At 65.3% G+C, this 20,749-nt stretch carries 18 protein-coding genes and 1 tRNA gene; 15 read left to right on the top strand and 4 right to left on the bottom strand.

Annotation, left to right across the window (positions count from 1 at the left end):
- Positions 1-8 precede the first annotated feature (8 nt).
- The 4 genes from D3I60_RS17545 to D3I60_RS17530 are packed head-to-tail and all read left to right on the top strand — an operon-like array spanning position 9 to position 5,200.
- Complete coding sequence (locus tag D3I60_RS17545) at positions 9-956, top strand: ABC transporter permease (RefSeq protein WP_262777993.1); 948 nt, start codon at positions 9-11, stop codon at positions 954-956.
- A complete protein-coding gene (locus D3I60_RS17540) occupies positions 953-1,897 on the top strand; it encodes an ABC transporter permease (protein WP_440588588.1) in 945 nt (314 codons plus the stop codon). The genes D3I60_RS17545 and D3I60_RS17540 overlap by 4 nt, the downstream gene beginning before the upstream one ends.
- A complete protein-coding gene (locus D3I60_RS17535) occupies positions 1,890-3,734 on the top strand; it encodes a dipeptide ABC transporter ATP-binding protein (RefSeq protein ID WP_262777992.1) in 1,845 nt (614 codons plus the stop codon). Before D3I60_RS17540 ends, D3I60_RS17535 begins: the two co-directional genes overlap by 8 nt.
- 47 nt (positions 3,735-3,781) lie before the next feature.
- Positions 3,782-5,200: an amidase gene (locus tag D3I60_RS17530; RefSeq protein ID WP_262777991.1), complete on the top strand. Its 1,419-nt coding sequence runs from the start codon at positions 3,782-3,784 to the stop codon at positions 5,198-5,200.
- 137 nt (positions 5,201-5,337) lie between these two features.
- Here the strand turns inward: D3I60_RS17530 and D3I60_RS17525 are convergent, their stop codons facing one another.
- Positions 5,338-7,149: a hypothetical protein gene (locus D3I60_RS17525; RefSeq protein ID WP_262777990.1), complete on the bottom strand. Its 1,812-nt coding sequence runs from the start codon at positions 7,147-7,149 to the stop codon at positions 5,338-5,340.
- Between the two features lie 115 nt (positions 7,150-7,264).
- Here D3I60_RS17525 and D3I60_RS17520 point away from each other — a divergent pair, with 115 nt between their 5' ends.
- Positions 7,265-8,572 (top strand): cell division protein PerM, encoded by a 1,308-nt coding sequence (locus tag D3I60_RS17520; protein WP_262777989.1) that lies wholly within the window; start codon positions 7,265-7,267, stop codon positions 8,570-8,572.
- 137 nt (positions 8,573-8,709) lie between these two features.
- On the opposite strand, the gene D3I60_RS17515 is transcribed toward D3I60_RS17520, so the two are convergent.
- A complete protein-coding gene (locus tag D3I60_RS17515; RefSeq protein ID WP_262777988.1) occupies positions 8,710-9,162 on the bottom strand; it encodes a hypothetical protein in 453 nt (150 codons plus the stop codon).
- Between the two features lie 102 nt (positions 9,163-9,264).
- Between D3I60_RS17515 and purN the strand changes: the two genes are divergently transcribed.
- From purN to D3I60_RS17495, 4 genes are all read left to right on the top strand, one after another.
- On the top strand, positions 9,265-9,888 hold the full coding sequence (gene purN, locus D3I60_RS17510; RefSeq protein WP_139907326.1) for a phosphoribosylglycinamide formyltransferase: 624 nt from the start codon (positions 9,265-9,267) through the stop codon (positions 9,886-9,888).
- A 48-nt stretch (positions 9,889-9,936) separates the two neighbouring features.
- Positions 9,937-11,481, top strand: coding sequence for a bifunctional phosphoribosylaminoimidazolecarboxamide formyltransferase/IMP cyclohydrolase (gene purH, locus D3I60_RS17505; RefSeq protein ID WP_262777987.1), 1,545 nt, complete (start codon positions 9,937-9,939; stop codon positions 11,479-11,481).
- Position 11,482: 1 nt separating this feature from the next.
- Positions 11,483-11,824: a DUF3017 domain-containing protein gene (locus tag D3I60_RS17500; RefSeq protein ID WP_262777986.1), complete on the top strand. Its 342-nt coding sequence runs from the start codon at positions 11,483-11,485 to the stop codon at positions 11,822-11,824.
- Positions 11,825-11,960: 136 nt separating this feature from the next.
- Positions 11,961-12,143: an antitoxin gene (locus D3I60_RS17495; RefSeq protein ID WP_262777985.1), complete on the top strand. Its 183-nt coding sequence runs from the start codon at positions 11,961-11,963 to the stop codon at positions 12,141-12,143.
- 190 nt (positions 12,144-12,333) lie between these two features.
- Here D3I60_RS17495 and D3I60_RS17490 read toward each other — a convergent pair whose 3' ends face one another.
- Both D3I60_RS17490 and D3I60_RS17485 read right to left on the bottom strand, forming a co-directional pair.
- The gene (locus D3I60_RS17490; RefSeq protein WP_262777983.1) at positions 12,334-14,889 is read right to left on the bottom strand and encodes a UvrD-helicase domain-containing protein; all 2,556 of its coding nucleotides are present in this window, start codon (positions 14,887-14,889) and stop codon (positions 12,334-12,336) included.
- Between the two features lie 121 nt (positions 14,890-15,010).
- Positions 15,011-15,403, bottom strand: coding sequence for a hypothetical protein (locus D3I60_RS17485; protein WP_139469675.1), 393 nt, complete (start codon positions 15,401-15,403; stop codon positions 15,011-15,013).
- Positions 15,404-15,467: 64 nt separating this feature from the next.
- On the opposite strand from D3I60_RS17485, the gene D3I60_RS17480 reads away from it, so the two are divergent.
- The 6 genes from D3I60_RS17480 (at position 15,468) to pth (ending at position 20,732) form a co-directional block, all read left to right on the top strand.
- A tRNA-Gln gene (locus D3I60_RS17480) sits at positions 15,468-15,539 on the top strand.
- Between the two features lie 32 nt (positions 15,540-15,571).
- Positions 15,572-17,029, top strand: coding sequence for a bifunctional UDP-N-acetylglucosamine diphosphorylase/glucosamine-1-phosphate N-acetyltransferase GlmU (glmU, locus tag D3I60_RS17475; RefSeq protein WP_262777982.1), 1,458 nt, complete (start codon positions 15,572-15,574; stop codon positions 17,027-17,029).
- Complete coding sequence (locus D3I60_RS17470; protein ID WP_262777981.1) at positions 17,022-17,993, top strand: ribose-phosphate diphosphokinase; 972 nt, start codon at positions 17,022-17,024, stop codon at positions 17,991-17,993. The genes glmU and D3I60_RS17470 overlap by 8 nt, the downstream gene beginning before the upstream one ends.
- 144 nt (positions 17,994-18,137) lie before the next feature.
- Entirely contained in the window at positions 18,138-19,154 is a 1,017-nt protein-coding gene (locus D3I60_RS17465) for an alpha/beta hydrolase (RefSeq protein ID WP_262777980.1), read from the top strand.
- A 148-nt stretch (positions 19,155-19,302) separates the two neighbouring features.
- Positions 19,303-19,944: a 50S ribosomal protein L25/general stress protein Ctc gene (locus D3I60_RS17460; protein ID WP_262777979.1), complete on the top strand. Its 642-nt coding sequence runs from the start codon at positions 19,303-19,305 to the stop codon at positions 19,942-19,944.
- A 188-nt stretch (positions 19,945-20,132) separates the two neighbouring features.
- Positions 20,133-20,732, top strand: a complete 600-nt coding sequence (gene pth, locus D3I60_RS17455) for an aminoacyl-tRNA hydrolase (protein WP_262777978.1) — start codon at positions 20,133-20,135, stop codon at positions 20,730-20,732.
- Positions 20,733-20,749 lie beyond the last annotated feature (17 nt).

Below are 20,749 nucleotides of genomic sequence, written 5' to 3'. Positions count from 1 at the left end.
GCACGTCGATGCTCACCTACGCAATCAACCGCGCGATCCAGTTCGCGCTGTCCCTCCTCGTCGCCTCGGTGGTGATCTTCGCCCTGATGAGCCTGCTGCCGGGCAATGCGGCACAGGTGGCGCTGGGAACGAACGCCACCCCGGAGGCAGTAGCGTCGCTCGAAGCCCAATACGGGCTTGATCGGCCACCTCTCATCCGGTACTTCGACTGGATGGGAGGAATGCTCACCGGCGACTTCGGCACCTCCTACGTCACCGGTGCCGAGATCACTCCCGTCATCGTCGACAGCGTCCAGGTCACGGCGATCCTCGTCATCGCCGCCATCGCCGTGTCCATCCTCATCGCCGTGCCCCTGGGCACCTTCGCCGCCCTAGAGCAGCGCAACTGGATCGGCGTAACGATCTCGGCGATCAGCCAGGTCGGCATTGCGATCCCGAACTTCCTGGCTGCGATCATCCTCGTCATCATCTTCTCTCTGACCCTCGGATGGTTCCCGTCCCAAGGCTGGATGGCTCCGATCGAGGGCCTCGGAGGCTTCCTGCTCCGCCTGGTTCTGCCGGTCGTGTCGCTTGCTCTCGTGCAGGCGGCGATCCTCACTCGCTACGTTCGTTCGGCCGTGCTCGATGTGATGCGGGAAGACTATATCCGCACCGCCCGCGCCAAGGGACTGACCAAGACGAAGGCGCTGTTCGCGCACGGACTGCGCAATGCGGCGATTCCTGTCATCACCGTCGCCGGAGTCCAACTGGCCACCCTGCTGGTCGGGGCCGTGATCATCGAACAGATCTTCGTTCTGCCCGGAATCGGCTCCGAGCTCGTCCGCGCCGTCGCCAATCGCGACCTCGTAGCGGTGCAGGGCATCGTCATGGTCCTCGTCCTGTTCGTGCTCATCATCAACCTCATCGTCGACATCCTCGTGCCCATCGTCGACCCCCGGATCAGGAACGCCGCATGAACACGACCCCGACCGGTGCCCAGAGCCCCCGTGATCACGTCGATCTCGTCGCTCACGACGCGACCGCCTCGGCGAAGATCGGGCCGGCCCGGTCCCGCAGGAGCGGACGGCGGGCGAACGCATCGATGATCATCGGTGCGGGCCTCGTCGTGCTCATCGTCGGACTCGCTCTCATCTCCTTCGTGTGGACTCCGTACGACCCGACCACGATCGACCCCGCCGCCCGATTGCAGGGCGGCAGCCTCACCCACCCGTTCGGCACCGACACCTTCGGACGGGACACGCTGACCTGGGTGATGGTCGGAGCACGGATCACGCTGCTCGTCGGGGTCGTCGCCGTCGGCATCGCACTGCTGATCGGCACCCCGATCGGAATCATCTCCGCATTCTTCGCGAAACAGCCGTGGGGAATGTGGATCGATGCGGTGATCATGCGGGCCAACGACATCCTGTTGGCCTTCCCCGCTCTGCTGCTGGCGATGCTCTTCGCCGCCGTCTACTCGCCGGGGACGGGGCCGGCCATGGTCGCCGTCGGCATCGCCGCGATCCCCGGCTTCGCGCGCGTCGCACGCTCCGGGACGCTGCAGGTGCTGGGCTCCGAATACGTCCGCGCCGCGCGAGCTTCGAACCGTCGGATCCCGGCCATCGCCGTCGTCCACGTGCTGCCGAACATCGCCGGAATGGTCATCGTCCAGGCGTCCGTGGCGTTCGCGATCTCCGTCCTCGCCGAGGCGGGGCTGTCCTTCCTCGGTCTCGGCACCCAGGCCCCGACTCCGTCGTGGGGCCGGATGCTGCAGGAGTCCCAGCAGTACCTGTCCACCCACCCCGAACTCGCTCTGTGGCCGGGAGTGTTCATAGCTCTCGCCGTGCTCGGGTTCAACCTCTTGGGCGATGGGCTGCGCGACCGGGTCGACCCGAAGATGGAGGCGCGAGGTGCCTGAGAACCTGCTCGAGGTCCGTGACCTCACCATCACCCCTGCCGGAGCGGACGCTCCGGTGCTCCACGATGTCAGCCTCAGCCTGGCGCCGGGTGAGCGGGTCGGACTCATCGGCGAATCCGGGTCGGGGAAATCACTCACAGCTCAATCCGTGATGGGTCTGCTGCCCGACGAGCTGCACGCCCGTGGCCAGGTGCACCTGCAGGGGCATTCCGGGAACCTTCTCGAGGCGAACGAGAAGACCTTGGCCGGGCTGCGCTCGGACATCGTGTCCATGGTGTTCCAGGAACCCATGAGCGCCCTCAATCCGCTCATGCGCATCGGGGACCAGATCGCCGAAGTGCTGCGCCTCCATGGCAAGGCGTCGCGGGGGCAGATTCCGACGCGTGTGCGCGAACTGCTCCGCGACGTCCACATGCCCGACCCCGACAGCGCCCGGTTCGCGTACCCGCACCAGCTGTCGGGCGGGCAGCGGCAGCGGGTCATGCTCGCAATCGCCCTGGCCAATTCGCCGAGGCTGCTCATCTGCGACGAGCCCACCACCGCCCTCGACGTCACCGTGCAGAAGCATATGCTCGACCTCATCGCCGAGAGGGTCTCGGCAGTGGAGGCAGGGCTGCTGTTCATCACTCACGACCTCGCGGTCGTCGCCGGAGTCTGCGATCGGGTCATCGTCATGTACCGTGGCCGCATCGTCGAGACCGGCAGCGTCGACGAGATCTTCACCGCCCCCAAGCACGAGTACACGCGAGGGCTCCTGGCATCCTCGGATCTCGAAGCCACAGACGACCGCGGCCGACTCTTCACGCTCAAGACCGCGCTCGCCTACACGGGGCCGCAGATCGGCGAAGCAGAGGCTTCGGTCGATGTGGGGGAGCCGGGGGATCTTCGCGACGAACCGCAGATCTCGACCCGACCGGATCATACCGGCACGTCCGTCGCAGGGTCGACGGACGAAGACAGCGTCAGGACCGCCTCGGCGGGGGGCGGGGTCAGGGGCGCCTCGGTGAGGGATGACCACCGAACCCCCTCGGTGAGGGAATCGGTGCCGCTCATCGAGGTTTCGGACGTCACCCGGATCTTCCGCGGACGCGGACTCTTCGGTCGCAGACGATCGGACGTCACCGCCCTGGGCGGGATCGACTTCAGCGTCGCGGCCGGAGCCCGCCTGGGCATCGTGGGGGAGTCGGGATCGGGGAAGTCGACGCTGCTGAACATCCTCTCCGGCCTCGACCGACCGACCACCGGGCGTGTGCGCGTCGGCGACATCCGAGTCGAAGCCGCGAGCTCACAGGCTCTGCGCCGCCTGCGCGAGAACCTGCAGATCGTGTTCCAGGATCCGTTCGCCTCGCTCGACCCACGGATGCGCATCGCCGATATCGTCGCCGAACCGCTCATCGCCGCGGGAGTCGACAAGGGCGAACGCGCAGCACGGGTCGAGGAGATGATCGCCGCCGTCGACCTCGACGCGGACTCCCTGCGCCGGTACCCACACCAGTTCTCCGGCGGGCAGCGACAGCGCATCTCGATCGCCCGGGCCCTCGTGACCAGACCGCAGATCCTCGTCGCCGATGAACCGGTCTCCGCCCTCGACGTCTCGGTGCGTGCGCAGGTTCTCAACCTGCTCACCGACCTCGTCGACGAGTACGCGCTGACTCTCCTCTTCGTCTCCCACGACCTCGGCGTCGTCAAACACCTGTGCTCCGAGGTCATCGTCATGAGAGCCGGACGGATCGTCGAATCGGGTGCGACGGAGGACATCTACGCGAACCCGCAGGAGGAGTACACGCGGCGCCTCATCGCCGCCACCCCGAGCCTGGCCGAAGCGCTCGCCGGATAGACCGGTTCGCGCGGGACGCGACGAACCATCGAGAGAAAGGGCAGCATATGACCACATCGCTTGCCGACCGCAGTGCGGCCGAAATGGCAGCCGGATTCGCCGGCGGGGACTTCGACCCGGTCGAGGTGCACTCCGCGGTCGTCGACCGTATGAACGACTGCGAACCGACCATCAATGCCCTGTTCCACCGCGACGACGAACGATCCCGGGACGCCGCCGCTGCCAGCGCAGCACGCTGGCGAGAGGGACGCCCGTTGAGCGACCTCGACGGGGTGCCCGTGACGATCAAAGAGAACATCGCCCGCCGCGGAGTCCCGCTGCCCAGCGGCCACGCCTGGGTGGAGATGCCGGTGGCCGGCCACGATGCCCCGATCACCGAGCGCCTCGAAGAAGCCGGAGCCGTCATCCTCGGGTCGACAACGATGCCCGACTGGGGAATGCTCTCCTCAGGAGTGTCCTCTCTGCACGGAATCACCCGTTCACCGCTGGACCCGAGCCTGACGACCGGAGGGTCGAGCGCCGGAGCCGGAGCCGCGGCAGCCGCCGGATACGGACCCATCCACATCGGCTCCGACATCGGCGGATCCATTCGCCTGCCATGCACGTGGCTCGGTCTGGCCGGGCTCAAGCCCAGCTTCGGCCGCGTGCCGCTCGACGCCCCCTACCTGGGCAGATGCGCGGGACCGCTGGCGCGGACGATGGCCGACGTCAAAACCGCCATGGACATCATCTCCGCTCCGGACGATCGCGACTATTCGCGGCTGCCGCGCTTCGCCGCCGATGATGCGCAGTCTCTGCCGGGCAGCGACTCGGCTGAAGCCTTCGCCCCGCGGGGACTGCGCATCGGCGTGCAGCTCGACGCCGGGTGCGGGGTCGCCGCAGCGTCGCAGGTGCGCTCGGCCGTCACCGAGGCGGCAGAGAGGTTCTCTGCGGCCGGTGCAGAAATCGTCACGGTCGATCCTTTCATCGACGATGATCTGCTCCGCGACATGGATCTGTTCTGGCGGGTCCGGTCGTGGGCTGACCTCAAGGCGCTGCCTGTCGACGAACAGGCCCTCATCCTGCCTTATATCCAGCAGTGGGCACAGGACGGAGCCGATACCAGCGGAGTCGACCTGATGCGCTGCTATCACAGCGTTCAGGAGATCCGGCAGCGGACGATCGAAGCAACTGCCGAGTTCGACCTGGTCATTTCGCCGACAGCTCCGGACGCAGCATTCCCGGCCGAGCAGCCGATGCCGTACCCGCAGGTGCACGAACCGATGGGGCATATCGGGTTCACCATGCCGTTCAATATGTCAGAACAGCCGGCGGCGACGGTGCTGGCCGGATCCATGGACGACGGTCGGACCATCGGAGTGCAGATCGCCGGACGACGGTTCGCCGACGAACTCGTCATTGCCGCCGGTGCCTGGTTCGAAGCCGTGGCCGACCTCGAGCTGCCGACTCGGTCGGTCGGGGTCTGAGCGAACGACGACAGCGGGCCTGTGACGACCGGGAATCGGTCGTCACAGGCCCGCTGTGACTTGAACGTCGCCTCGGTGATGGTGGTGCCCAACCTCGGGGGAGGTGTGGTGCACCGTGTCGGCGGTGGACCCTGGGATCAGAAGTCGAAGAATTCGACCGAGAGCTTGTCTCCGTCGATCTTCACGCTTCCGGACACCGACAGGGAGTTGCCGTTGGAGAAGTACGAGGAGCCGGCCCTCTTGCCGTCGACGGAGAAATTGAACTTGCCTGGCTTCTCGGTGAAGAAAGAGCCGGTGTTCGTGTCTCCGGCGCCGAAGCTGGCCTTCACCTTCGGCATCTCCTTCATGTCCCACTTGGCGGTGTTCTTCTTCGCCAGATCATCGAGCTTCTTGTCCGAACCGCCGACTGGGATCTCGGTCGGGTCGTACTTGATGAAGTCGCACTTCGGCTCAATGCTCTTGTTGTCGAAGCACTTCTTGAGCTCCTTCTCGACCTGTTTCTGAACTTCCTTGTCGAAGGCGCCGGTCGGGGACAGATCGAGGTTGAGGGTGGTGGGGGACACCTGGCCCTTGTTCGGCTGTCCGCCGGGGGCGAAGGCCTTCGGGAAGTTCACCTTGGCCGTATCGGAAGCTTCGGAGATCCACTTGCTCTTCGGAATCGTGAAGTCGTAGCTGCCGGGGTAGACAGCGAACGAAGTGGTGCCCGACTTCGCCTTGTAGTCCCTGCCGTTGACGGCGAGACCGTCGGCAGCGGGAATGTCGAGGGAGATGACGTTGAGGTCGGGGCCCTTCATCGTCCACTTGTCGAAGAACAGATCCTGTTTGCCGTCCTTCGTCGCGGCGAGCTCCACATTGTAGGGGCTGCCGTCGAGCTCGTAGGACACGACGACGGTGCCTTTGTCCCCGTCGGTCTTCGACGATTCGACCTTGGCCTTCTCGATCTTCGCCGATGAGGAATCGGTGAATTCCTTCTGCAGCAGATCGAGGTTCGTTCCCTCAGGCCGTGTCGAGGGGGCGATCTTCTCCGCGGCTGCGAAATCACCCTTGTTCAGGGCTTCGACGTAGTCCTCTGCGACCTTGTCGGGTCCGTACTTGTTCTTGTTCACGCTGCCGATGACGAAGAACCCGACGAGGACGAGGATGATGACAAGCGCGACCGCGCCGAGGGTGATGAAGAGCGGAAGCTTGCTCTTCTTCTTTTCGGGGCGATTGTCGGCACGCGTCGCGGTGGTCTGACCGCCGGCGAAACCCGGAGCCGGTGCCGGCTGCGGAATCGCCTGCGCCGGACCGGATCCGGTCTGTTGGGCGTTCGGACCCGACCCCGTCTGATACTGCCCGGACTGGTTCTGAGCGGAGTTGTAATGGCCCGGCTGGTTCTGGGTGCCGGGGTACGGGGACTGATTAGACGCCCCCGGATATGCCGCATTCGAATACTGACCGCCTGGCTGTTGGCCGCCCTGCGGCTGAGCGCCTTGCGATTGAGCCCCGGGGTAGCCGCCGTTCGGCTGCTGCGGGCTCTGGTATTGGTTGTTCGGATACTGCCCGTTCTGAGGCGGGTCGCTCGGAGACGGGGCACCGGGATAGGGACCCGCCTGTGGGCCGCCCTGAACGTTGGCTCCGCCCTGCTGGCCGGAGTTGAAGGACTGATCGTTCAGGGCGCCGGGACCCGAATACTGAGGCGGTTCGTTCTGCTGAGAGGCAGCCGGAGCGACCGTCGGTCGTTCCGGCGCATCGTTGCCCGGAGCTCCCAAGGGCGGTGCCTGGTCATCGGGCACCGAGGAACCGCTGCCGGACTGAGCCGAACCGCCGGTTGCGGTGGGGGCGTCATCGGAGACCGAAGAGCCGTTGTCAGCCGGAATCTGCGGCTCCGACTCGGGCTTCGGCCCGCCGTTCTCCGGAGGCTCGCTGGGTGGTGGCGGGAAATTGGGGTGATCGTTCCCGTTGCTCATCGTGGGGTCATCCTTTGCGTGTACAAGCCTGTCCTGGCGCAATTGTACTTCCCGGAGCAGGGAATCGCGTGGTCAATACCGGGAAGCCGAGCCGGGTTAAGCGAAAATGGTCCTGATGCACACTTCTCCTCACCCTCAGCCCTACCGTCGGACGATCTTCGCAGCCCTCATGGAAGTCGTGAAGATCGACCTCATCGTCGTTCCCGCTGGATTCGTCGTCGCCATCGTCTTCTGGATCATCGGGCTCGGCTCGCAGCTGCCGTACTCGGCGATTCCCGAATGGGCGTTCGCATTGTGGGCGACGGTGTCAGGACTGAGTGTCTCGACCCTCGGATTCGACTTCTCGCTGGCGCCGAGCCTCGTGACTGTCGGCCTGTGGCTGCTGGTGGCAACGGGGGCCAAACGGGTCGCCCGCGGCACGGCAGCGGACAGCCCGAGCGAGAGCGACGAAGATCCCGGCGGATGGTGGGCGCTCATGGGGACGGCTCTGGGCACTTTCGTCGTGGCCTACGCCGGTCCTATGCTCGTCGTGGCGATCCTGGTCGGCCAGGCCACGGTGACTCCGCTCGGATTCCTTCGGCTCTTCCTCTTCCTCGTCACTGCTGTGGCGTGGGCCTTCACTCGGGTGCGAGGAATCGGTGACATCCCCGGACTGGCCGTGATCGCCGACGACACCTGGACTGTCTCCGCCGGACTCGCACGCCGTCTGCTGTGGGCCGCTGCTGCACTCGGTGCGATCGTGCTCGTCGTCGGAATCGTGATCCGCTGGAGCGATGTCGCCGACACCGTGCAGGTCTACAGCTCACCTGTCGCCGCCGGCACCGGCCTCATCGTCGTTCAGGCGCTCTTCGCCCCGAGCATCCTCTTCTCAGCCCTGTCGTGGACCGCCGGGACGGGAGTGAGCATCGGCGGGGCCGGGACGAGCTCTGCATTCACGTCGACCTCAGCGCCCGCGCCCGATGTGCACGTGCTGCAGCTGCTGGAAGGTGACTATCCAGCGTGGACGGCGGCCGCACCGGGGCTTCTCGTGCTGCTCGGCCTGCTGTGCGTCATCCTCGGCCGCGACCGAGCCCGCGACATCTCCACACAGTCGTGGATGGGACTGGGGCTTGCGATCGGTATTCTGTTCGTCGCCCTCGAGGTACTCGCACTGTTCGCCGGTGGGGCCCTGGGCCCGCTGGGTCTGTCCGAATTCGGACCCTCGGCACTGACGTCGGCGCTGGCGATCACGGGGTGGATCGGTGTGGGAATGGCCGCCGGCCTCCTGCTGATCAGACTCTCCGGCCTGCACCCCGAGTATTCCGAATTTGCCGAGGATGACGAAGTGGACGCCGACGTCGAGGACGGCACAGCGGTTGCGTTCGACGAGGACGAACCGGAATCGCTTGCCGACGACATCGTCAGCGAAGACGAACCGCGGTAGACGAGGGCGCTGCCTCGGTGATGGGTGGGCCGCCTCGGTGAGGGGTCAGACGATTTTCGGTGAGGGGACAGGCGTGAACCGAGGACATCCTCGGTGAGGGGATCAGCGCTGAAAGATCGGGACCGTGGCCCCGCGGATCACTTGGTGCCGGGCAGGTCGAGATCCTGGCCGGTGACCTGCTTGAACCAGTCACCCAGACCCGACTGATACTCACCCGAGCATGAGAGCTGCGCCTGCTGCGTGATCGCGTCGCGCAGGCATTCCTCGTACTTCGACTGAACCGGCCAGAGGATGACCGAGGACATCGTGGAGAAGATGAGGTAGATGCTGAGCAGACCGCCGAGGATGCCCAAGGACATGTTCCGGCGCTGCTTGGTCTTGACGACGGCGACGATGTACTTCACCGACCAGACGACTGCAGCGATGGCGAAGCCGATGGCGGCGAGCTTGAACGGCAGCTGATACGTGAACGTCAGCACCGACGCGAGGATCAGCAGTATCAGGACGAGCCCGTGTCGTGCCGGTGCGGCCTGTGCCTCCTCTTCGGGAGTCGGCGCCTTCTTCTCTTCGGTATTCTGCGGTGACGTCACCGGATCAGTTTCTCACAGTCGACTGACAAATGCCTCGGCGGGCCGTGTCCGCACGATGACAGCAGGGCATCGTCCTTGTGCTGCAGACGTTAGACTGTGCGGGTGCGCATCGTTCTTCTGGCATCAGGATCCGGTACCCTCACGCAGTCCGTCATTGACGCTTTCGCCGACGGGACCCGCGGAGTCGACATCGTCGCCATCGGGGCCGACTCGGCCACCGCAGGGGTCCTGACCCGAGCCGAACAGCATGAGATTCCCTCCTTTGTCGTCCGGCCCAAGGACTTCGCCGACCGCGACGAGTGGAACCTGGCGCTGAAGGACACGGTGGCCGAGCTCGCCCCGGACTGGGTGGTCTCCGCCGGTTTCATGCGTATCCTCGGTCCCAGCTTCGTCGAGGCCTTCCCGTCCCGGATCATCAACACCCATCCGGCGCTGCTGCCGTCGTTCCCGGGTGCACACGGGGTCCGCGACGCGCTCGCCCACGGGGTGAAGCTGACCGGCGGAACCATCCACCTCGTCGACACCGGAGTCGACACCGGACCGATCATCACTCAGTACGCGGTGCCCATCGGCGATGACGACACCGAGGAGACTGTGCACGAGAACATCAAAGCCCGGGAACGCGAAGAGCTCGTGCGTCTGCTGGCACATCTGGCCCACACCGACCTCGTCGTCGAAGGGCGACATGTCCGCGGATATGTCGCCTCGGCGATGACCGCCCACTGACCCCGCCGTGAGAAGAACCGACCGGCAACCGAACCTCGAGGAGGATCTGTGACAGGAACCCGCGCGATCAAGAGAGCGCTGATCAGCGTCTACGACAAGACCGGGCTGGAGGAGCTGGCTCGCGGCCTCCACGCCGCCGGAGTCCAGATCGTGTCGACCGGATCCACGGCAGCGAAGATCGCCGAGGCGGGAGCCGCGGTGACGAGGGTCGAAGACCTCACCGGGTTCCCCGAATGCCTCGAAGGGCGGGTCAAGACCCTTCATCCGCGCGTCCACGCCGGCATCCTCGCCGACTCCCGTAAGCCTGAGCACCTGGAACAGCTGTCCGAACTCGAGATCGAGCCCTTCGACCTCGTCGTCGTCAACCTCTATCCGTTCGCCGACACCGTCGCGAGCGGAGCCGGCTTCGATGACTGCATCGAACAGATCGACATCGGCGGACCCTCGATGGTGCGTGCAGCGGCGAAGAACCACCCCACGGTCACCGTCGTGACCGATCCGGCCGATTACTCGGCCGTGCTCGACGCAGCCTCCGGAGACGGCTTCGATATCGATGCCCGCCGCACCTTCGCCGCCCGTGCCTTCGCCCACACTGCGGCCTACGATGCGGCCGTCGCCTCCTGGTTCGCCTCAGAACTCGCCACCGATGAGAAGGCCGCCTTCGCCGGCCTCACCGGAGAGAAGATCGCCGACCTGCGCTATGGAGAGAACCCGCACCAGGCTGCCGCCGTGTACTCCGACGGCACCGCCGGAATCGCCGGTGCGAAACTGCTCGGCGGCAAAGCGATGTCCTACAACAACTACACGGACACCGATGCCGCGATCCGCGCGGCATTCGACTTCGAGCAGCCGGCCGTCGCCATCATCAAGCATGCGAACCCATGCGGAATCGCCGTCGGTGAGACCGCTGCCGCAGCGCACAAGGCCGCCCACGAATGCGATCCGCTGTCGGCCTACGGCGGTGTCATCGCCACGAATCGCGAGGTCGACGCAGAGCTCGCAGCATCGATCAAGCCGATCTTCACAGAATGCTTGGCCGCTCCGTCGTTCAGCGCCGAGGCACTTGAGATCCTCACGACGAAGAAGAACCTGCGACTGCTCGAGCTCGGCGACATCACTGTGCCCACAGACGAGGTCAAGCAGATCAGCGGTGGGTTCCTCGTGCAGGACCGCGACGCCTTCCAGGCGGACGGCGACTCCGTCGAGAACTGGACCCTGGCCGCTGGTCCGGCAGCTGCACCCGAGGTCCTCGCGGATCTCGAATTCGCGTGGAAGGCCGGACGGGCTGTGAAGTCCAACGCGATCCTGCTCGCCAAGGGCGGAGCCTCGGTGGGTGTGGGCATGGGCCAGGTCAACCGCGTCGACTCGGCCAAACTCGCTGTCGAACGTGCCGGAGCCGAACGCGCCACCGGTGCGGTCGCAGCCTCCGACGCCTTCTTCCCGTTCCCCGACGGTCTGCAGATCCTCATCGACGCAGGAGTCACCGCCGTGGTGCAGCCCGGCGGATCGATCCGCGACGATGAGGTCATCGCGGCCGCGGAGGCGGCAGGGATCACGATGTACCTGACCGGGAGCCGCCATTTCTTCCACTGAGATGAAGCGGCCTCACCCCCGCCACGCACGGCGGGGGAGAGGGCCGATCGCGAAGCGATGGATCTACTGGAAACGGCGATACGCGCATCCCACCCGGCGTGACTGGGTGCTGCTCGGCTGTCTCCTGGGCGTCGCCGCCGCCGCGGCCTGCTCCGTCATCGATTTCCGCCTCGGTGCTGTCGTCCTCGCGGTTGTCCCCGCCGGTCTCGCCGGGTTCCGGGCGATGCCGCCGCCGTGGACCGAAGTGTGGGCGAATCGGTCGAAGGCCGTCGACATCACGACCTGCCTGCTGTTCGCCGGACTGCTGGTCGGACTTGCGTTCCTCGTGCCGCTGACCCGCTGAGGAGTCGGTCTCGGCGAGGTTCTTTATGTGCATTCGCTGAGAAATGGGACGCGCAGGTGTCGTCATGTCGACAATAGTGGCAAGGTGAGTGGCGTCAGAGGTTCGCTTCGAACCTTTTCCGATGGAAGGAGACAGCATGGGACTCGACGATCTTACTAACAAAGCCAAGGACGCCTTGAATAGCGATAAGGGTGAAGAGATCAGCGACCAGGGCCTGGACAAGGCCTCGGACGCAGCCAACAATGTCACCGGTGGAAAGTTCGAAGACCAGATCAATCAGGGTCGCGACGGAGCCGATGACAAGTTCGGCAACGAATGATCTTTAATCCATAGCCGCGTCCGGCATGGATGAGCGCCGAGGAGAATGTGATTCTCCTCGGCGCTTTCTGGTCTTCTGGCTAGCGTCAGTCGATACCAACTATCGGGGCATGAGTGGCACCGCTGCGCGAACTAACGGCGCAGTGCAGGTGGATGCACGGCCAAGCCGTGCATCCACCTGCACTGTTGCCTCAGCTGAGTTTTTCGATCGGGGCGTAGCGCAGCAGCAGCCGCTTCGATCCGGCCGAACCGAAGTCGACGACGGCAACGGTCTTGTCTCCGACACCGTTGACTTCGGTGACGGTGCCGAGCCCGAAGGACTCGTGCGAGACCTTCTCGCCGACCTCCACGGAGATGACCTCACGATTGGGTCGGATCCGATTGGGGAATCCGGCAACCGGTGTCGACGAACTCGCACTCGCGCGTGAGCGGGAGCTGCCACTGGACGACCGTGATGACCCGAAGCCGAGCGATCCTCCCGAGTATCCGGACGAATAGCCGCCGGAGCCGAAACCCCCGGAACCGAAGCCGCCCGAAGCGAACCCGCCGGAGAAGCTGCCCGTGTTCTCCCAATTGATGAGGTTCTCCGGGATCTCGGACAGGAACCGGCTCGGCGGATTGTACTGAGGCTGACCCCACATACTTCGAGTCTCTGCGCGAGTGACGAGCAGACGCTGCCGTGCACGCGTGAGCCCGACATACGCCAGACGCCGCTCCTCCGACAGCTCCTGCGGATTCTCGAAGGAACGCGAATGCGGGAATCCTCCGTCTTCGAGCCCGGTGAGGAAGACCACCGGGAACTCGAGTCCCTTGGCTGTGTGCAGAGTCATCAGTGTGACCTGACCGAGTTCGGCATCGGGGATCTGATCAGTGTCCGAGGCCAGAGCCACCTGTTCGAGGAACTGATCGATGACCGCCGCGCCGACGCCCGGAGCGGCGGAGGCGTCTGCGGAACCGGCGTCATCGACGTCGGGGTCGACCGCCTCGGCGGTGGTTTCGGTCTCTGTGCCGGTCGTCTCAGGCGCGGTGGTCGCCTCGGTGTCGGTGTCGGTGTCGGTGCCTGTGTCGGTGTCATCCGGGGTGTCCGGTTCCGCAACCGCGGCAGTCTCCCGAGTGGCGACGAAATCCTCGGCCACGGCGACGAGTTCGGCGAGGTTGTCGACACGGGACTCGTCCTGCGGATCGGTGCTCTTCTGCAGCGATTCGAGGTATCCGGACTGTTCGAGGATCGCCTCGATGACGCGGGAGAGCGGGGAGGACTCGGCGGTGGAGCGCAGATCCTGCATGAGATCGTAGAACTTCTGCACCGAGGTCAGGGCGCGTGAACTCAGGTGAGGGATCTCGTCGAGGCGTCCCAGTGCGGTGAAGAAGCTGATATTCTCCCGGTCGGCGAAGTCGGCGATGATGCCCTCGGTGCGGTCGCCGATGGAGCGTTTGGGCACATTGAGGATGCGGCGCAGATTGACGTCGTCATCGGGGTTGGCGACGACGCGCAGGTAGGCGAGGGCGTCCTTGATCTCCTTGCGCTCGTAGAAGCGGGTGCCGCCGACGACCTTGTACGGGATTCCGGAGCGGACCAGCGCATCTTCGATGGCGCGCGACTGAGCGTTCGTGCGGTAGAACACGGCGAAGTCACCATAGGTGTACTTCTCCTCGTCGATGAGGTCATCGATGCGGTCGACGATGAACCGGGCTTCACCTTGTTCGTTCTCGGCCACCCAGCCGACGATCTGCTCGCCGGAACCCTCCGAGGTCCACAGCTTCTTCTCGCGGCGGTCGTCGTTGTTCGCGATCACGGCATTGGCGGCGTCGAGGATGTTCTGCGTCGACCGGTAGTTCTGTTCCAACAGAATGGTGTCAGCGTTCGGGAAGTCCTTCTCGAACTCGACGATGTTGCGCACCGTGGCGCCGCGGAAGGCATAGATCGACTGGTCGGCGTCGCCGACGACGGTGAGTTCGGCACCCGTCGGCTCTCCTGCTCCGTCACCGGCCAGGGCTTTGATCAGGGCGTACTGTGCGGGGTTCGTGTCCTGGTACTCGTCGACGAGGATATGGCGGAACCGGCGACGGTAGGAATCGGCCACCTCGGGGAAGGCGCCGAAGAGGTGGACGGTCTCCGCGATGAGGTCGTCGAAGTCGAAGGCATTGGCCAGGCGCAGACGGGAGGTGTAGCGCTTGAAGACGTCGGCGAGCACCTCATCGGCGGGATTGTTGGGCCGCGGGATGAAGTCGTCGGGGGTCTGAAGTTCGTTCTTGAGGTTCGAGATCCGGTGCAGGATGGCCCGCGGGGCGTACTTCTTCGTGTCGAGGCCGAGCTCCTTGAGGATCTGGGCGACGAGCCGCTGCGCATCCTGGGCGTCGTAGATCGTGAAATTCGACTTCATGCCCAGCACCTTCGCCTCGCGGCGGAGGATGCGCACACACGAGGAGTGGAAGGTCGAGACCCACATGGCGCGGGAGGCAGGGCCGACGATCGAGGACACACGTTCGGCCATCTCTTTCGCAGCCTTGTTCGTGAACGTGATCGCCAGGACTTCGCCGGGGTGGGCGCGACCGGTGGCCAAGGCGTAGGCGATGCGTCGGGTGAGCACGGTCGTCTTGCCCGATCCGGCTCCGGCGACGATGAGCAGCGGGGATCCCGTATGGATCACGGCCTCGCGCTGCCTGGGGTTGAGTCCGGTGAGGAGTTCGGCCGCTCGGGAGTCGGCGCCGGCGGCATGGTCGGTGTGTTCAGCTGCAGCAGTCATGTCGCCCCCAACGATACCGTCAGCCTCAGACACGAGCTCACACCCCTCAAAACTACCTGACGGCGGCCCAGCAACCTCGCGCGAGGTTGCTGGGCCGCCGTCAGGTAGTAATTGGGGAGGGTCAGTGGATGAAGACGGCCACGATGACGTTGATGACCGCGAAGGCCACCACCAGGTGCGCCATGGTCGCCGACGGGTTCGCCACCTTCACGCCTGCCCCGCCCTCTGCAGGGGCAGAGGCGGCGAAGGCCTTCTGCTTCTTGTTGCCGATGAACGCGAAGACAGTGACGAGGATCGCCACGACCAGTTTGATGCCGAGCTTCATATGGTTGACGTCGCCATCGCCCATCTCGGCCAGTCCCATGAGCAGCAGGCCGGTGACCAGCTGCAGATAAGCGCCGTGCAGCATTCCGGGCATCACTTTGGGGGAGCGGATGACGGTGAAATAGCCGCCGACGATGATGGCCATACCCAGCAGATGCAGGGTCAGAAGAATCTCGCGTAGAATTTCCATACAGTTAATCGTAGTGGCATGATGGTGTCTCGTGAGCGCGGGCCCCTCTACTGGTGCACGCTGTTCCGCCCTGGTGTAATGGCAGCACGCCGGCCTTTGGAGCCGTGCAGTATAGGTTCGAATCCTATGGGCGGAGCTGGCCCAAACCGACATGCGAAGGATTCAACTATGTCGCAGACTCATCCGACCGCCGTCATCGTTCTGGCAGCGGGCCAAGGCACTCGAATGAAGTCGGCTCTTCCCAAGGTGATGCATCCCATCGGCGGACGCTCCCTGCTCCATCACTCCGTCGCCGCGGCGGCCGGAACCTCTCCCGAACACCTCATCGTCGTCGTCCGCCATGAGCGCGATCAGCTCGTCGCCCACCTCGACTCCCTTCCCGTCTCCTCCCAGAGAACCCTGCTCATCGCCGATCAGGATGAGGTTCCGGGCACCGGCCGTGCCACCGAATGTGCGCTCACCCAGCTGCCCGAGGACCTCAGCGGAACCGTCGTCGTCACCTACGGCGATGTGCCGCTGCTGACGACGGAGACCATCAACGGCCTCGTCGAGATCCACGAATCCAACGCCAACGCCGTGACCGTCCTGTCCGCCGAGGTGGACGACCCGACCGGGTACGGCCGCATCGTCCGCGACGCGAACGGATCCCTGCTGCGCATCGTCGAGCAGAAGGACGCCGGCGACGAAGAACGGGCCATCCGTGAGATCAACTCCGGCATCTACGCCTTCGACGCCGCGGCGCTCAAGGAGGGCCTGGCCTCGCTGACGACCGACAACGCGCAGGGTGAGAAGTACCTCACCGACGTCATCGGACATTCCCGTGAGGCGGGCCGCCCCGTCGCCGCCACGGCCACCGACGACCTGTGGCAGGTCGAGGGAGCCAATGATCGCGTGCAGCTGGCGAACCTCGGCAAGGAGCTCAACCGCCGGCAGTGCGAGAAGTTCATGCGTGCCGGTGTCTCCATCATCGACCCCGACACCACGTGGATCGACGTCGACGTGTCCATCGCCGCCGATGCGACGATCCTGCCGGGCACCCAGCTGCTGGGCGCCACCGACATCGGCGCCGGTGCCGTCGTCGGCCCCGACACCACGCTCAAGGACACCGAGGTGGGGGCGAACGCCAAGGTCGTGCGCACCCACGGTGAACTCGCGGTCGTCGGCCCGGAAGCCAACGTCGGACCGTTCGCCTACCTGCGTCCGGGCACCAAGCTCGGCGAGTCCGGAAAGATCGGCACCTTCGTGGAGACGAAGAACGCCGATATCGGCAAGGGTGCGAAGGTGCCCCACCTCTCCTACGTCGGCGATGCGGAGATCGGGGAGGGCTCGAACATCGGAGCCGCCTCGGTGTTCGTCAACTACGACGGCGTCAACAAGCACCGCACCATCATCGGCAAGCATGCACGCATGGGCTCGGACAATATGTATGTCGCCCCTGTCACCGTGGGCGACGGCGCCTATTCGGGTGCAAGCACGACGGTGCGCAAGGATGTCCCTGCAGGAGCGCTGGCCATCTCGGTGGCCCCACAGCGCAACCTGGAGGGCTGGGTTCAGACAAACCGTCCGGGCACGCCTGCAGCGCAGGCGGCCGAAAACGCATCCGAAGGGGAACGGATCAGTGAATGAGATAACGACGGCGGGCGATAAGAAGCTCGTCCTGGTGAGCGGTCGGGCAAATCCCGAACTCGCCGAGCAAGTCGCGGAGAATCTGGGGACCGAACTCCTCCCCACCGATATCTACAACTTCGCGAACGGCGAGATCTACGTCCGCTACTCCGAGTCAGTGCGCGGCAGCGACGTCTTCGTCCTCCAGTCCCACTGTGCTCCCATCAACGAATGGCTGATGGAGCAGCTGATCATGGTCGACGCCCTCAAGCGTGCATCGGCCAAGCGCATCACCGTCATCGCACCGTTCTTCCCGTACGCCAGGCAGGACAAGAAGCACCGCGGTCGCGAGCCCATCTCCGCTCGCCTCGTCGCCGATCTGTACAAGACCGCCGGTGCCGACCGCATCATCACCGTCGACCTGCACACCGCGCAGATCCAGGGTTACTTCGACGGCCCCGTCGACCACCTCATCGCGATGCCGATCCTCGCCGGCTACGTCAAGGACAAGTACCCGGGCGACCTCGCCGTGGTCTCGCCCGACGCCGGTCGCATCAAGGTCGCGGAGAACTGGTCGAACTCGCTGGGCGGAGTGCCGCTGGCCTTCATCCACAAGACCCGTGACATCACCCGACCGAACGAGACCAAGGCCAACCGCGTCGTCGGTGAGGTCGAGGGCCGCACCTGCGTGCTCGTCGACGACATGATCGACACTGGCGGCACCATCGTCCAGGCCGCCGATGCCTGCATGGCCGCCGGCGCCAAGGGCGTCATCGTCGTGTCCACCCACGCCGTGTTCTCCGGCCCGGCCGTCGAACGCCTGTCGAACTCCGTGGCCGACGAGGTCATCGTCACGAACACCCTGCCGCTGAGCGAGGACAAGATCTTCGACAAACTCACCGTGCTCTCGATCGCCCCGCTCATCGCCCGGGCCGTGCACGAGGTCTTCGAAGACGGATCGGTCACAAGCCTCTTCGAGGTCTGATCCCGAAGGCTGAGGCCCCGTGATCCGCGCAATTGCGCCGGATCTGATGCGAACCCCGAGTCGATGCGGCTCGGGGTTCGCATCGTCTGGACTGCCGTGTGGTCCTACACTGGAGACAAGACTTCGGCGAAGGGATCAGGGACGATGTCCTCACACGATTACAACCGGTACCGCGTGGACGTCCCCGGCGGGCAGCTGTCCGTGGGAGTGTGGGAGCCGGTGGCGAGCGGCCCCGGGCGTGTGCCCACCGTGTGCGTCATCCACGGCATCACCTCCAACCACCTGTTCTTCGCGGGCCTCGTCTCCGCCCTGCCCGGCGTCCGCATCATCGGGCCCGATCTGCGCGGACGAGCCGATTCACGCACCCTGCCCGGCCCGTTCGGGATGGCCGCCCACGCCGAGGATGTCACCGTCGTGCTCGAAGCCTTCGCCCCGGAGGGCCCGGTCACCCTGGTCGGTCATTCCATGGGCGGGTTCGTCGCCATGACCCTGGCCGGAATGTCGGCTGAGCAGAACGTCGACACCGGCACCGAGGCGGCCCGCCGTTTCCGCGGACCCGTCCTCATCGACGGGGGACTTCCCCTGCCCGTGGGGCAGCCCCACGGAGACGGCCCCGTCGATGACCTCAACGATGACGACCTCGACACCGATGATCTCATCGCAGCCGTCCTCGGCCCGGCCGCCGAGCGGCTGTCGATGACCTTCGGTAGCGTCGAGGAGTACTTGGCGTTCTTCGCCGCTCACCCCGCTTTCGTCGACGGCCTCGACACCGTGGCGACCGAGAGCTTCGTCTACGATCTGGCGGCCAAGGACGACCATTCGTTCCAACCGTCGACGTCGGTGGAGGCGATGCAGGCCGATTCGGCCGACATGTACACCGGCTCCGCCTACCGCGATGCCCTGGATACGATCATGGGCAGTGACGAAACCCAGTCCGAAGTGGTCTTCCTCTTCGCCGAGCGCGACCTCGTCGCCGCCGAACCGGGCCTGTACCCGCCGGAGACGACCAACGACTTCGCTCGGCGATGGCCGCAGATGGACATCGTCGATGTGCAGGGGACGAACCATTACGACATCCTCCTCACCGAAACCGGAATCGATGCGTGCGCTGCAGCCGTGACCTCTCGGATTGGTGCCGAAACGGACGGTGCCGTAGAATAGCCGGGTTGCCTCGGCGAGGGAGACTGATGTCTCCGTGATCGACGCGGTCCTGCCCCACGAAACGAACCCATCGGGTTCGAGGTTCGCGTGGGTGCTCAGGCTGTTTCGCCGTGGTGCTCGAAGGTAAGTTCACCACGAAGGAGAGAAAATGGCTGACTTCAAACTTCTGGCCGAAGCTCGCAACGAGTTCGGCAAGGGCGCAGCGCGCCGCATCCGCCGCGCGGGCCGCATTCCCGCTGTCATCTACGGTCACGGCGGAGATCCCGTGCACGTGTCGCTCGAGGGCCACGCCACCATGCTGGCTCTCAAGCACGCCAACGCGCTGCTCGAGATCGAAAGCACCGACGGATCGAAGAACGTCCTCGCCATCGCGCGTGACGTCCAGATCGAGCCAGTTCGTCGTGATATCGAACACCTCGACCTCATCATCGTCAAGCGCGGCGAGAAGATCGAGGTCGACGTGCCCGTCCACGTCATCGGTGAAGCCGCTCCCGGCACCATGGTCTCGCAGGAAGAGTCGACCATCGCCGTCAAGGCCGATGCGACCAAGCTGCCCGAGCTCATCGAGGTCTCCATCGAGGGCCGCCCCGCCGGCGAGCACGTCCTGGCCGGTCAGGTCGAGCTGCCTGCAGGCGTCGAGCTTATCGCCGACGAAGAGCAGCTCATCGTCAACGTCTCGGACGAGATCGAGATGGACACCGAGTCCGACGCCGAGGAAGAGTCTGAGGAGTCGACGGAGGAAGGGGCTGCTGAGGAGTCCGGTGCGGAAGAGGCTTCCGAAGAGGAGTGATCTTCTCTCCTCCCGGTACTCAACATGCCGTGAGGAGCACTGACTGACTACGCTGTTCGGTGGGTCGCCTGTTGGGCGGCCCACCGAATGCGTTTCTCAAGAGCGAACCCGGCACATCTCTCGCCCCGCGGTGAACAGAAGCCCCACCACTCGGTCAGCGAGCACGGACAGGACGGACAAGGACGGCAATGTCGAACGAAGCATGGCTGGTCTTCGGACTGGGCAACCCCGGATCCAAGTACGAAGCGACTCGGCACAACATCGGACAGATGGTCATCGCCGAACTCGCCTCCCGCATCGGGACGACACTGACGCGGACGAAGCTGCGCGCGAACGTCGGCACCGGGCGGCTGCCTGGCGGCAGCGTTCCGGGCCTGCCCGGTCCGCGGGTGGTGCTGGCCACCTCGACGGGATATATGAACGAATCCGGCGGACCGGTGCGGTCACTGGCCGACTTCTACGGAATCGACACCGACCGGATCATCGCCGTCCATGACGATGTCGACCTCGACTTCGACGCCATCAAAGCCAAGCTCGGCGGGGGAGAGGGCGGGCACAACGGACTGCGCTCAATGACCTCGGCGCTGGGGACGAAGGACTATCTGCGGGTGCGTGCGGGAGTGGGACGCCCGCCGGGACGACAGGACACCGCCGACTATGTGCTGCGTCCGTTCACGAAGGACGAACGCGCGACCCTGCCGATGTTCGTCTCCGACCTCGCCGATGCCGTCGAAGAGCTCATCGTCAAGGGGCTCACCGACATGCAGCAGAAGTTCCACTCCCGCTGATCGCACCTCGGGTGCTG

It is taken from the genome of Brevibacterium permense (genome assembly GCF_025506275.1).
Taxonomy (GTDB): Bacteria; Actinomycetota; Actinomycetes; order Actinomycetales; family Brevibacteriaceae; genus Brevibacterium; species Brevibacterium permense_A.
The sequence above is the reverse complement of the archived record's forward strand: the minus strand, read 5'-3'. Positions and strand labels throughout refer to the sequence as shown.

What these genes read in the sequence shown, in the direction of transcription:
- D3I60_RS17530 (WP_262777991.1), top strand. Translation starts at nt 3,782, where the DNA reads ATGACCACATCGCTTGCCGACCGCAGTGCGGCCGAAATGGCAGCCGGA.
- D3I60_RS17520 (WP_262777989.1), top strand. Translation starts at nt 7,265, where the DNA reads ATGCACACTTCTCCTCACCCTCAGCCCTACCGTCGGACGATCTTCGCA.
- D3I60_RS17525 (WP_262777990.1), bottom strand. Translation starts at nt 7,149, where the DNA reads ATGAGCAACGGGAACGATCACCCCAATTTCCCGCCACCACCCAGCGAG.
- D3I60_RS17495 (WP_262777985.1), top strand. Translation starts at nt 11,961, where the DNA reads ATGGGACTCGACGATCTTACTAACAAAGCCAAGGACGCCTTGAATAGC.
- D3I60_RS17460 (WP_262777979.1), top strand. Translation starts at nt 19,303, where the DNA reads ATGGCTGACTTCAAACTTCTGGCCGAAGCTCGCAACGAGTTCGGCAAG.
- D3I60_RS17465 (WP_262777980.1), top strand. Translation starts at nt 18,138, where the DNA reads ATGTCCTCACACGATTACAACCGGTACCGCGTGGACGTCCCCGGCGGG.
- glmU (WP_262777982.1), top strand. Translation starts at nt 15,572, where the DNA reads ATGTCGCAGACTCATCCGACCGCCGTCATCGTTCTGGCAGCGGGCCAA.
- D3I60_RS17485 (WP_139469675.1), bottom strand. Translation starts at nt 15,403, where the DNA reads ATGGAAATTCTACGCGAGATTCTTCTGACCCTGCATCTGCTGGGTATG.
- D3I60_RS17500 (WP_262777986.1), top strand. Translation starts at nt 11,483, where the DNA reads ATGAAGCGGCCTCACCCCCGCCACGCACGGCGGGGGAGAGGGCCGATC.
- D3I60_RS17490 (WP_262777983.1), bottom strand. Translation starts at nt 14,889, where the DNA reads ATGACTGCTGCAGCTGAACACACCGACCATGCCGCCGGCGCCGACTCC.
- pth (WP_262777978.1), top strand. Translation starts at nt 20,133, where the DNA reads ATGTCGAACGAAGCATGGCTGGTCTTCGGACTGGGCAACCCCGGATCC.
- D3I60_RS17540 (WP_440588588.1), top strand. Translation starts at nt 953, where the DNA reads ATGAACACGACCCCGACCGGTGCCCAGAGCCCCCGTGATCACGTCGAT.
- D3I60_RS17545 (WP_262777993.1), top strand. Translation starts at nt 9, where the DNA reads ATGCTCACCTACGCAATCAACCGCGCGATCCAGTTCGCGCTGTCCCTC.